This window comes from Candidatus Sulfotelmatobacter sp. (assembly GCA_035498555.1).
Lineage (GTDB): Bacteria > Eisenbacteria > RBG-16-71-46 > RBG-16-71-46 > RBG-16-71-46 > DATKAB01.
The window spans coordinates 1-11,223 of the sequence record DATKAB010000105.1; the positions used below are offsets into that span (position 1 = coordinate 1).

11 protein-coding genes are annotated in these 11,223 nt (G+C 68.3%); 4 read left to right on the top strand and 7 right to left on the bottom strand.

Annotation, left to right across the window (positions count from 1 at the left end; genetic code table 11):
• The 3 genes from VMJ70_09415 to VMJ70_09425 all read right to left on the bottom strand — a co-directional run.
• Positions 1 to 1,101 (bottom strand): hypothetical protein (locus VMJ70_09415; GenBank protein HTO91337.1); only part of this gene is annotated, 1,101 nt, incomplete at its 3' end.
• 121 nt (positions 1,102 to 1,222) lie between these two features.
• Positions 1,223 to 2,731 (bottom strand): hypothetical protein, encoded by a 1,509-nt coding sequence (locus tag VMJ70_09420; GenBank protein ID HTO91338.1) that lies wholly within the window; start codon positions 2,729 to 2,731, stop codon positions 1,223 to 1,225.
• 18 nt (positions 2,732 to 2,749) lie between these two features.
• Positions 2,750 to 3,106 carry a cupin domain-containing protein gene (locus VMJ70_09425; GenBank protein ID HTO91339.1) on the bottom strand — a complete coding sequence of 119 codons (357 nt, stop codon included), beginning with the start codon at positions 3,104 to 3,106 and terminating at the stop codon, positions 2,750 to 2,752.
• 191 nt (positions 3,107 to 3,297) lie between these two features.
• On the opposite strand from VMJ70_09425, the gene VMJ70_09430 reads away from it, so the two are divergent.
• Entirely contained in the window at positions 3,298 to 4,020 is a 723-nt protein-coding gene (locus VMJ70_09430; GenBank protein ID HTO91340.1) for a YebC/PmpR family DNA-binding transcriptional regulator, read from the top strand.
• Positions 4,013 to 5,161, top strand: coding sequence for an AmmeMemoRadiSam system protein B (amrB, locus tag VMJ70_09435; protein ID HTO91341.1), 1,149 nt, complete (start codon positions 4,013 to 4,015; stop codon positions 5,159 to 5,161). Before VMJ70_09430 ends, amrB begins: the two co-directional genes overlap by 8 nt.
• Here the strand turns inward: amrB and VMJ70_09440 are convergent.
• Together VMJ70_09440 and VMJ70_09445 are read right to left on the bottom strand one after the other, a co-directional pair.
• Positions 5,128 to 6,600 carry a sodium:solute symporter gene (locus VMJ70_09440; GenBank protein ID HTO91342.1) on the bottom strand — a complete coding sequence of 491 codons (1,473 nt, stop codon included), beginning with the start codon at positions 6,598 to 6,600 and terminating at the stop codon, positions 5,128 to 5,130. The genes amrB and VMJ70_09440 overlap by 34 nt on opposite strands.
• Complete coding sequence (locus tag VMJ70_09445) at positions 6,597 to 6,821, bottom strand: DUF3311 domain-containing protein (protein ID HTO91343.1); 225 nt, start codon at positions 6,819 to 6,821, stop codon at positions 6,597 to 6,599. The genes VMJ70_09440 and VMJ70_09445 overlap by 4 nt, the downstream gene beginning before the upstream one ends.
• Before the next feature lie 277 nt (positions 6,822 to 7,098).
• On the opposite strand from VMJ70_09445, the gene VMJ70_09450 reads away from it, so the two are divergent.
• Positions 7,099 to 8,208 (top strand): hypothetical protein, encoded by a 1,110-nt coding sequence (locus tag VMJ70_09450; protein HTO91344.1) that lies wholly within the window; start codon positions 7,099 to 7,101, stop codon positions 8,206 to 8,208.
• 7 nt (positions 8,209 to 8,215) lie between these two features.
• Here VMJ70_09450 and VMJ70_09455 read toward each other — a convergent pair whose 3' ends face one another.
• Together VMJ70_09455 and VMJ70_09460 are read right to left on the bottom strand one after the other, a co-directional pair.
• On the bottom strand, positions 8,216 to 8,605 hold the full coding sequence (locus tag VMJ70_09455) for a septal ring lytic transglycosylase RlpA family protein (GenBank protein ID HTO91345.1): 390 nt from the start codon (positions 8,603 to 8,605) through the stop codon (positions 8,216 to 8,218).
• Positions 8,606 to 8,637: 32 nt separating this feature from the next.
• Positions 8,638 to 9,708 carry an HDOD domain-containing protein gene (locus tag VMJ70_09460; GenBank protein ID HTO91346.1) on the bottom strand — a complete coding sequence of 357 codons (1,071 nt, stop codon included), beginning with the start codon at positions 9,706 to 9,708 and terminating at the stop codon, positions 8,638 to 8,640.
• A gap of 282 nt (positions 9,709 to 9,990) precedes the next feature.
• Between VMJ70_09460 and VMJ70_09465 the strand changes: the two genes are divergently transcribed.
• The coding region (locus VMJ70_09465; protein ID HTO91347.1) for a DUF2723 domain-containing protein at positions 9,991 to 11,223 on the top strand (1,233 nt) is incomplete at its 3' end.

Consider the following 11,223-nt stretch of genomic DNA (forward strand, 5'->3'; position numbering starts at 1 on the left):
CGTGATCTGGCGGACGATGAAGAGTCCCGAGAGCTGATTGCATCCTCGCCCGTTGCCCGAGATGTCGAGCCCCGGCTCGGTGCTGGCCTGGAACGGATAGCGATGCGCGCCGACATAGGCGCCCGGCGTCAGGTCGTGGCCCGCGGGAGGGACGAACTCGAGCTCCCAATCGAGGCCCGAGCCCGCGAAATTGACCTGCACGCCGTTGGTTCCGAGGCGTTGCAGCGTGAAGGCGCCGTCGGCGTGAGTGAGCAGATAGTTCTGGCCGCCGCCGATATAGTCGCCGGGATCGCTGGCCAGCTTGAGCAGGTCGGGACCGAACGCATGAACGTAGCTCGAGCAGGTCGCCTGCTTGCCGTGGTTGTCCAGCGCGTGGAACTGCAGCGCGACGTCACCCAAGCTGGTGGCGCCGCCCGGCCACGACAGCGTTCCCGTGCCGTCGCCGTGATCGACGAATGAGGCGCCGGCGGGGAGCGCGTCGCACGACAACGTGACCGGGTAACCCAGGGCATCCACCGCCTGCACGGCGATCGAGATCGGCGTGTTCAGTTGAACGGTGAGATCCGACGGCGAGGTGACGTACAGCGAGGTGTCGGCATTGATCCGGATCTCGCCGGTGAGCCTGGGGCTAATGCCTTCGCAATGCTGCTCGAACGTCGCCCAGAACGAGGTGACGTGCTGGCTCGCATCGACCGTGATCTGGCGGATGGTGAACTCGCCGGTCAGCGTGTTGCATCCGCTGCCGTCTCCCGAGACGCTCAGGCCGGGCTCCCCGGCCCCCTGGAACGGATAGCGGCGGGCCGCGACGTAGTGGCCGGGGGTGAGCGCGTGGGATTGCGGCGACGCGAAATCGAGGTACCAGAACTCGGTCGAGTTCGAGAAGCTCACTTCCACGGCGGGATGGCCGGATCCGCTGGTCGAGAACGTGCCCTGGGCCGGCGTGAACAGAAAGCTGTGTCCGTTGCCAATGTAGTCGCCGGGATCGCTCACCATGCGCAGGAGAGTGTCGGCGGAGGCTCCGCGGGGGGCGAAGCCAAGAGCGAGGAGGAACAGAGCGAGCGTAAAGCGCGGCCCGCACGGGCGCGACCGGTGGAAGAACATGGGCGGCCTCCGGGGATGTGTCCCGAATGGCGGCGCGCGAGGTCGAGCGCCGCCGGCCGCAATTCTCCCACCGCGCCTTCGGCCGCACGACGGTTTTTTCGGGGTTCCGGCAACCCTCGGGCTACGCCGGCACCGCCCCCTTCAGGAACGCCGCCAGCTCCTTCTTCATCTGCACCAGCGAGGGCTGGTGGATGTACATCATGTGGCCGGCCTCGTAGTAACCCATCGAGAGGTTGGCGGCGAGGCTCGGATCGAGAGACAGGTGGTTGAACGTGTATTCGGTGGCGAAGTAGGGCGTGGCCATGTCGAAGTAGCCGTTGGCCACGTAGACCTTGAGGTGCGGGTTGATGGACATCGCCTTCCGGAGCGTTTCGCTCACGTCCACGAAGCGATTCTCGTGCTCGTCGAACTTCCACGCCTCGTTCACCTTGAGGCTGATGATCTCGTAGGGGAGATCGCTCTGAAAGTTCAGCTCGCCGCGGACGTAGTCGTTGAACACCGCGGTGTAGGGTCCGATCACGTTGGTGAAGCTGGGATCGTTGGACGAGATCTCGCCGGCCGCGTCGCGGTCGATGCCGGTGAAGCGGCTGTCGAGCCGACCCACGGTGCGACGTTGATCGCGCAGGAGTTCCTTGGTGAAGCGCATGATCTCGATGCGCAAATTGCAGCGGTCGAGGTAGTCGGGCGACAGCCCGGTGTAGCGCGAGAGCTGCGCAGCGACGCGCGCGCGCTCGTCGGCCGGCAAGGCGCTGCCCTTGATGAGCGCGGCCAGATAAGGCCCGGTCGCGAACGCTTCGACCTCGTCGAGCGTCTTGCGCAGATCCTTCTGCAGCTCGGGCCCGAGCCGCTGGTGATACCAGGCCGTGGCCGCGTAGGTGGGCAGGAAGAACACGTAGGCCGATTCGTTCGAATGCTCGAACAGCGCGGTGCCGAAGTCGAGGATCGACGAGACCAGCATGACTCCGTTCAGGAACATGCCGTGCCGCTCCTGAAGATAGCCGGAGAGGCCCGCGGCGCGCGTGGTGCCGTAGCTCTCGCCGATCAGGAACTTGGGGGAGAGCCAGCGCCGGTAGCGCGAGGTGTAGAGCCGAATGAAATCCCCAACCGACTCGATGTCCTTCTTGAAGGCGTGGAACTCCCGCGCCTTTTCGCCGACCACGGCGCGGCTGTAGCCGGTGCTCACCGGGTCGATGAAGACCAGATCGGTCTGATCGAGCAGCGAATGGGCGTTGTCCTCGAGCCGGTAGGGCGGAGGCGGCAGGTTGCCGATCTCGTCCATCGCCACGCGGCGCGGACCCAGCACGCCGAGGTGCAGCCACACCGAAGAGGAGCCCGGTCCGCCGTTGAAGGAGAACGTGATTGGCCGCCGGGTGACGTCGGTGACGTCACTCCGCGTGTAGGCGATGAAGAACACGCTCGCGCGCGGCTTCTCGCCCTCGAACTTCCCGGCCTCGTCACCCTTCCTCTCGGACTCTTCCTTCAGCACGATCGTGCCGGTCGTGACCGTGTAGGGCACGTCCTTCCCGTCGATCCGCACCCGGTGCTCGGTCACCACCAGCTGATCGACGGGCGCTGCGCTCTCGGATTCCCTGGAACTCTTCTCGCTCTTCTGCTCGGCCGCTTCCGGCATGAGTTCTCCCGAAGGTCGCTACTTCTTCGACATCTCCATCTTGTCCGGCAGATTGGGGACCACGCACAGGAACTCGAACTTCTCGCCGCCCTGCACTTCGTACCAGTGCGGAGTGCCGGCCGGGATGTAGACCACGTCGCCGGCGCTGACCTCGCGCACCTGGTCGCCGATGCCGAGCTTCGCGCGCCCGCAGAGCACGTACTGCTCGTGCTCGACGGTGTTGGTGTGCGCGGGGATTCCACCGCCCGGTTCCATGATGAATCGCCGCATCGCAAAGTGCGGGCCCTCGTCGGGGCCGATCAGGATCTGGCGCGTGGTGCCCCGGCCGGCGCTGACCGGCTCGGCGGGAACCTTCGACGCTTGCTTGATGGACATGGCGCCTCCTTCCCAGGGGTTGCGATCGCGGCAGGGGAGCATAGCGGGGAACGAGGGCCGGCGCACGAGCGGGGCCAGCCCCGTGGCGCGAACGCGGAAGCCGGCTCGACAGGCGCGGCCCCAGCGCCTAAGTTTCCGAGTTCGGCGGGCCCGGATGGGCCTCGAGACACGCTCACGAAACGGGACCTCCGATGGGACGCATCTTCGAAACTCGCAAAGCCACGATGTTCGCGCGCTGGGACAAGATGTCCAAGGCGTTCGCGCGCATCGGCAAGGAAATCACGATCGCGGTCAAGGCCGGCGGCCCGAACCCGGATTCCAATCCGTCGTTGCGCCGCATCATGCAAAACGCGCGCGCCATCAACATGCCCAAGGACAAGGTCGAGGCGGCGATCAAGCGCGCTTCGGGCCAGGGCCAGGCGAATTTCGACGAGATCCTCTACGAGGGCTACGGGCCGCACGGCATCGCGGTGATCGTCGAGTGCGCGACCGACAATCCGGTCCGCACCGTGTCCAACATCCGCAACCATTTCACCAAGGGCGGCGGCAATCTGGCCCAGACCGGCAGCGTGAGCTTCCAGTTCAAGAAGATGGGCGTGTTCCGGTTGAAGCCGGAAGGCATCAATGCCGAGGAGCTGGAACTCGACCTGATCGATCACGGTCTCGAGGAGATGGGCGAGAGCATCAGCGACAAGGGCGAGCCTCAGCTCCTGATCCGTTGCGCGTTCGCCGACTTCGGCAAGATGCAGAAGGCGCTCGAGAGCCGCCACCTCACGCCGATCTCGGCCGAGGCCGAGTACGTCGCCACCACGCCGATGCAGCTGCCCGAGAACCAGGCCACCGAGGTGCTGCGCATGGTGGACTTGCTCGAGCAGGACGAAGACGTGCAGAAGGTCTTCCACAATCTTGCGTAGAGGGCTGGTCCTTCTGGCCGCGCTCCTCGCCCCCTCCGTGCACGCGCAGAATGCTTCGACGACTCCGCCGGTGACGCCGCCCACGCTCGAGCAGGTGCGGGCCGAGATGGGCATTCCGTCGCGCGCGCTGGATCTGCGCGGGCAGCGGGACTCGATCGGCTTCGCGTACCGCGCCGATCAGATGGCGCGAGTGTGGGAGCTTTCGGCCTCCGGGCCTTCGCCCGACTCGCTCGGCCTGGCACCCGCGCCCGGCGTTCCGGCGGTGATCTGCCCGCACGACGACTACCTGTACGCCGGCCGCGTCTATCGCAAGGTGCTGCCGCTGATCACCGCGAAGACCGTGGTGCTGGTGGGCGTGTTCCATCGCTACCGCCGCTTCGCGCCCACCGAGCGGCTGGTGTTCGATCCCTATCGCGCCTGGCGGACCCCCGACGGCGAAGTGCCGGTCTCGAGGCTGCGCCAGGAGCTCCTCAGGCGACTGCCGAAGGATTCCTGGACTCAGGACGCGGCGATCCACGATTCCGAGCACTCGATCGAGGCGCTGGTCTACTGGCTGCGGCACCTGCGGCCCGATCTCGAGATCGTGCCGATCCTCGTGCCGGCGGTGGGATTCGACCGGCTCACCGCGCTCAGCGACCAGCTCGGCGCGGCGCTGCTCGACGCGCTCCGCGCTCGCGGCCAGCAGCTTGGGCGCGACGTCGCGGTCGCGATCTCGACCGACGGTATCCACTACGGGCCCGACTTCAAGCAGGTGGTGTTTGGCGACGGCGGCATCGAGGCCTACCAGAAGGCGCTCGACAAGGATCTCGGCATCCTGCGCGGCCCGCTTTCGGGGCCGGTCACGACCGAGAAGGCGCGCGATCTGTTCGCCACCTTCGTGGATCCCGAGCACCCGACCGATTATCGCTGGACCTGGTGCGGGCGCTTCTCGGTGCCCTTCGGGTTGCTGCTGGTCGAGCGGCTGGCGCGCGGGAATTCTTCCGCGAGCGCGAACCAGGCCGTCGCGCACCCGATCGCCTACGCCACCTCGGTGGGCTGGCCCGAGCTGCCGGTGCGCGAGCTGGGCATCGGCGCCACCGCGCCGGCCAGCCTCTATCACTTCGTGGGCTATCCGGCGGTGGCTTTCACGTTCGGCCGCTGAGCGGGCTGCGTCACGGCGCTCACCACCAGCATCACCACGGAGTTCCCGATCAGCGCGACGATCCCGATGTTGAGATCGGTGATCACGCTCGGCCAGCCCGGGAACAGTTTGGCGAGCGTCGCGCCCGAGATGCTGACCGCCGCAACCGTGGCTTCGCCGGCGAGAATGCCCGCGATCACGCCCGTCGAGGTGATCCACGGCCGCTCCGAGAGCCCGAGGTAGATCGCGGGGCACAGCTGCGTCACCACGCTGTAGCCGAGCAGGAGCAGCGGCACGATCGCCTCGCCTCCATGGATGGTGAGCAGCGCGGCGAGCAGCGCGAACAGCGGCACGAGCGCGCGCGCGAGGCGCGAGATCGCGGCCTCGCCGGCCCGGGGCGCGAGCGCGCCGTAGACGTTCTTGGCCAGGATCGTGGCGCCGGTCATGAGCAGCATCGAGCCCGGCACCATCGCGGTGAGCAGCCCGGCGGCGCCGATCAGGCCGACCAGCGCGGGCGAGAACGCGAGCTTCGACAGTCGCAGCAGCGACAGATCGGCATCGGCGCCCTTGAGGCCCGGCACCTGCAGGATGGCGGCGAAGCCAGTGAAGAACACGAACAGCAAGACCAGCTGATAGAGCGGCATCACCACCGCGTTCTTGCGAAACACGTCCTCGTTGCGCGCGGTATAGGCCGAGGCGAACGCATGCGGCCACATGTAGAAGCCGACCGCGGTCAGCACGATCGTCGAGACGAACCAGCTGACGCTCATGCCGCGCGGTGCAAGCGTGAGGAATCCGGGCCGGGCGCGCTCGATCGCCTCGAACATCGACTGATAGCCGCCGTAGTAGTGGAGTGGCAGATAGATGCCGAGCCCGACGGCGACGCCCAGGATCATCACGTCCTTCAGGACCGCGGTCCACGCCGAACCGTGGACGCCCGACACGATCACGTAGGTCACCAGCGCCACCGTGGTCAGCCACACCGCCACGTTCGGCGAAATCGTGCCGTAGGAAGTCTCCGAGACGATGATGCCGAGGCCTTTCAATTGGAGCACGAGGTAGGGCACGCAGGCGGCGAAACTCACCAGCGCGACCAACACGCCGAGCGGCCGGCTGTTGAACTTGAGCGCGAAGAAATCGGCCTGCGAATGAAGCTGGTGCCGGCTGGCGAAGCGCCAGATCGCGGGCAGGAGGAAGTACGAGATGGTGAAGGCGATCGCGCCGTAGCAGATGATGTAGAAGGCCGGCGCCCCACGGCCGTAGGCCCAGCCGCTGCCGCCGAGGAAGGTGAACGTCGTATAGATCTCGCCCGCCATCAGCAGGAACACGAACAGCGCGCCGAAGCCGCGGCCCGCCACCGTCCACTGCTCGAGATTCATGGTGCGGCCGCGCCGGGCCATCAGCCCGAGCGCGAAAGAGATCGCAAGGAACAGCGCGAGGATGAAGAGCGCGGGGCTCATCGCGGCTCCGCCCCGCCGCGCTCTTCACGGTCGCGCCGGCGATCGAGCGCCGCGATCACCGCCATGGTCAGCGAGGTGGCAAGGACGCAGCCGACGATCCAGGCCAGCATGACCGGCAGCCCGAAGACGTAACCGGGCACGCCGTTCAAGAGCGGCGCGCCGACGAGGATCAGGAGCGCGGGGATCACCGCCAGCGCGCGGTACGGCCGGGAGCGCTTCATCGAGCGCGGCAGTCTACGCGAAAAGCGGCAACCCCGCGCCGCTGAGTTTTCCCCAATTCGAGCCCCGCGGCGCGGCGAATCGCAATTCGCCGAAATCGAGCGACTCGATTCGCGACGCACGACTCCGGAAAGCTGCGATTTCGCCCGAATCGGGCGCCGGTTTCGGCGCCCCGGCTCCATTCGAGGTGTCGTCCGTCTCGATCCGCGTCGATAGGTATGGGCACCCGGCCTCGATCAACCCCTCGAGGATGCCGCCGCTGGTTCGGAGAGCCTCGCCATGTTCACTCGATCGGTTCGCACGTTGCTCTGGTGCTGTTCCGGATTTGCCTGCGTCACCTTCATTGCGCTCGCCTCGGCGCGCTTTCCCGCGGCGCGGCTGGTGTCGCCCGACGATGGGTTGATGCTCGACCATGCGGTGCGATTCGCCTCGGGGGATCTCGCGTATCAGGCGCCCCCGACGCCGCAGGCGCTTTCGCCCATGCCGGGTTTCCCCTGGGTGGTGTCGTGGATGGTCACGATTTTCGGGCCTCAGCTCTGGGAAGCTCGCTTCGTGTCGCTGCTGGCGTCACTGGTCGCGGCCGGGTTCGCGCTCCTCATCGTCCGCTCCGAGACCAAGAGCTGGACGCTCGGTGTGGCGAGCGGGGGCATTCTGCTGCTGGGATTGACGGTGTTGACCGGGCACCCGGAGGCCGCGCGCCCCGAACCGCTGGCGCTGGCACTGGGGCTCGCCGGCCTGCTCGTGCTGCGGCACGTGCCGGGCTATCTCGGCAGCATGGCCGCCGGCCTGCTGCTTTCGGCGGCCTTTTTCGTCCATCCGCTGGCGTTGTGGCTGATCGGGGCGGCGATCGCCTGTCGCGTCGCCGAGCAGCCGAAGCATTGCCTGGCGCTGGTGCTCACGGTCGGGCTGGCGTGCGGCGGCGGCTACGTGCTGCTCTCCAAGTCGCTCGGCGACTGGTTCAATTTCAGCGCCTTCGACGGCCCGCTGTCGGCGCTTCGCTTCCGGCCCGCGCGGCTGCTCCACTTCGTCGGAGACGTGCTGCTCGGACGTCTCGGCGTGCTCACGCTCTCCACGGTGATGGCATTCGCGCTGCCGACGCGACCGTGGCGCGGGCCCGCGGGGCTGTGGACGTGGGTGGCGTTCGCGGCGCTGGTGGCGGGCTTCGTCGCGACGCAGAGCCTGCGCGTCACGCCCAGCGATCTGATCCCGGTGATGACAGCGCTCGCGCTGGTCGGGCCGATCTCGGCGCAGAAGGTGACGCAGCACCTGTCGGCCTGGCCGGGCTCGAGCCGGCTCGGCGGGCGCGGCGTGGTGCTCACCGCACTCGCCCTTCAGTTCATCATGCTGTTCGCGGGAGTGTCGGGGGCGCTGCTCTCACCGCTGGTCTGAGCGGCGCTCAGGGTTCGAGGCGGGCGGCGTTGCGGTCGTCGTCCACCTCGACCCGCACCCGCGCGATCCCCTGCTGCAGGAAACCGAGCTGCCGCGCGGCCCGCATCGAGACGTCGATGACCCGGCCCTTCCCGTACGGCCCACGATCGTTGATGCGGAGACGCACGCTGCGACCATTCTCGAGATTGGTGACGCGCACGTAGGTGCCGAACGGCAGTCGCGGATGCGCGGCGGTGAGCCGCTCGGGGTCGTAGAGCTCGCCGCTCGCGGTCGGGCGATGGTCGAATTGCTTCCCGAGATACGAGGCCTTGCCGATCTCGTCGCCGTGTCGATCGCGCCTCGGCGAATGGGCGTGCGCCAGGCCGGCCGCGAGCCAGAGTGCCGCGGCGAACGCCACGGCCACGAATCGAGCCCGGGGTCGCGCGGAAATCACGCCTCGGGTTCCCACTCGGGCAGCAGCCTCTCCACCTCCGCGCGATCGACATGGATCGCGCCGTCGCGCCACACCGCCTCCCAGTCGAACTCGCGCTTGTTGGCGTGTGCGATGTCGAGCGCCTCCGCGACATGAACCAGCTCGGCATGGGGATCGCGAGTCGGCGGAGCGACCCGGCGGTGATGCTCGGAGACCACGCGTGCTGCTTCGCCGCCAAGTCCCCACTTGAGCATCGCGAGCCCGCCGAGCGGTTCGTGAACGTGGGCGAGCAGCTGATGGAAGTAGGCAGGCGGAATTTTCAGCTCGCGACGCCATTCACCGCGCAGCGAAGTGAGATGATCGAACACGATCAGCTTGCCGACGTCGTGGAGCAGCGCGTAGACCCAGGCCTTTTCGGGATCCACGCCGAACGCGGGGGCGAGCCAGCGCGCGAGCGGCGCGGTGCAGCGCATGTGCGTCCAGACCTTCTGCACGTAGTCGTCGTAGATCCCGCCCGGCTTGCACAACAGTCCGCTCACCATCGCCGAGGTGAGCACCGCATCGATGCCACCCATGCCGATACGGTGCGCGGCGTCGTGGAGCGAGACCAGCGGCGGACCCTCGCGGCGGTAGAAGGCGGAATTGGCGTGGCGCAGCAGGGCCGGCGCGAGCGCGGGGTCGCGCTCGAACAGCGCGATCACCTGCCCGTAGCTCGACATCGGATTGCGGGCGACGCGCAGCGCCTCCTGGACGGCGGTCGGCGGCTGGCGCACCAGGTTCGAGTCCTGCGCGCAGATGCGCGAGGCGATCCTGGGGCCATCGGACTGCAGCTCCTCGCGTGTGGCGCGATCGAGCAGCACCTTGAATCGCCAGCGCAACGAACGCTGGAGCGAGCTCTCGGTGGCCTCGACCGGATGAACCGGGCGCGCCGTGGCGGGGCGAGCCGCCTCGGTTGGCGTGGGGACCGCGGCGGGAGGCGATTCGGGCGCGGCCTGCGCTGGCGCGTCGACCGGCTCGGGAGCTTCCGGCGCGCCTGTCTCCTCGGGCTTCGGGCGCGAGGTCCAGCGCTTGAACAGATCTCGGATCACGGCGACCTCGGACGGTCTCGAGACCGGCGCTGCGGGGGCGGGGCGCCGAGGCTCCACGGGATAGTCGTCCGTCGCATTTTCGGCCGGTCGCGAGCGGAACATGAGGCCCGTGGTCCGGCGGCGGCATGGTTCGTGCGCTTCTCCGCACTTCGAACGCTATGCGCGATGCGAAGGCTGTGACAGACTGCCAGCGTGAGCGAGCGCGCGCACTTACGTTCGGCCGAGCGACGCAGCACGGGCCCGACCTCGGGCGAAGCTCGGTGGGCGGCCGCGGTCGCGTTGGTGGCATTCGCTGCCTACGCGCTGGTCGTGCCCGGCGTTTCGAGCGACAAGGATGGCAGCGAGTTCACGCTGGTGCTGGCGACCTTCGGGCTCTCGCATCCGACCGGCTATCCGCTCTACACGCTGATCGGCCACGCGTTCGTCGCTCTCGTCCACGCGGCCGGCGCCTCGTGGGATCGAGCCGCCAATCTGTGGAGCGCGCTGGGTGGTGCGGCGGCGCTTGGCCTCGTGCACGCGCTGGCGGCGCGGCTGCTGCGGTTCGCGGGCGTCGAGGCCCGCGCCGCGCGTTGGGTCGCGCTGCTGCCGGTCACGGCCCTGGCCTTCAATCCGGCGTGGACGCTGGATGCGACGCTCGCCGAGGTCAACAGCTGGCACCTGGCCTGGGTGGCGCTGGCGGCGCTGGCAGGGATTCAGCTGCTCGAGGCTGCCCGCCCGCTCTCGGCGCGCGACGGAGGGATCTGGGGGTTGGTGTGCGGGCTGGGCCTCGCGCATCACCGGACTTCCGTTTTCGTGATCGCGCCGTTCACGCTGGCCGTGTGCGCGAAATGGTGGGGTTCGCGGCCCCGGCGCTGGAACGTGATCGCGATCGGGGTGCTCGCCGCTGCGCTTCCGTTGCTGTCCTACGGCTACGTCTTCTACCGCGCGGCGCATCCCGCGCGGGTTCAGTGGGGTGGCATGGGCGCGGGAGTGGCGGGCGCGCTGCGCCACATCATGGGCGGCGAGTACCTGCTCTACCTCGGACGATTTGCGCCCGATCCCGTGCAGCGCAGGCTGATCGCGACTCACGTCTACCCGTGGCTCCTCCCCGGTGTGGCGCTGATGGCCATCTGGGCGTGGCGCGCGCGCGCACCCGGAGCGCCGGCGCGGCTCGCGCTGTTCGCGTGCGCGGCGCTGTCGGTGACCTACTCATTCGTCTACGGCGTGCCCGATCCGTCGAGCTATTTCCTGCCAGCGATGATGCTGAGTCTGGCGGAGGCGCCGGCGGCCGTGGCTTCGCTACCGGTCGCAAGGCGTGGCGCACGGGCGATCGTCGCGGTGAGCGGGATCTTGATCGTGTTTGCGCTGGCGCTCGGGGCTCGCTATTCCGTGGCCCGGCGAGCGGCGTACGTGCAGTACGACGCAACGCTCCATTCGTTGTGGCGCTCGATCCCGGCGGATTCGGGGTTCGTGCTGTGGCCCGACGACATGATCGCGCATCTCGCCGAGTATCAGCTGCTCGCGGGGGAGAAGCCG

What these genes read in the sequence shown, in the direction of transcription:
- VMJ70_09420 (HTO91338.1), bottom strand. Translation starts at nt 2,731, where the DNA reads ATGCCGGAAGCGGCCGAGCAGAAGAGCGAGAAGAGTTCCAGGGAATCC.
- VMJ70_09425 (HTO91339.1), bottom strand. Translation starts at nt 3,106, where the DNA reads ATGTCCATCAAGCAAGCGTCGAAGGTTCCCGCCGAGCCGGTCAGCGCC.
- VMJ70_09430 (HTO91340.1), top strand. Translation starts at nt 3,298, where the DNA reads ATGGGACGCATCTTCGAAACTCGCAAAGCCACGATGTTCGCGCGCTGG.
- VMJ70_09440 (HTO91342.1), bottom strand. Translation starts at nt 6,600, where the DNA reads ATGAGCCCCGCGCTCTTCATCCTCGCGCTGTTCCTTGCGATCTCTTTC.
- VMJ70_09445 (HTO91343.1), bottom strand. Translation starts at nt 6,821, where the DNA reads ATGAAGCGCTCCCGGCCGTACCGCGCGCTGGCGGTGATCCCCGCGCTC.
- VMJ70_09450 (HTO91344.1), top strand. Translation starts at nt 7,099, where the DNA reads ATGTTCACTCGATCGGTTCGCACGTTGCTCTGGTGCTGTTCCGGATTT.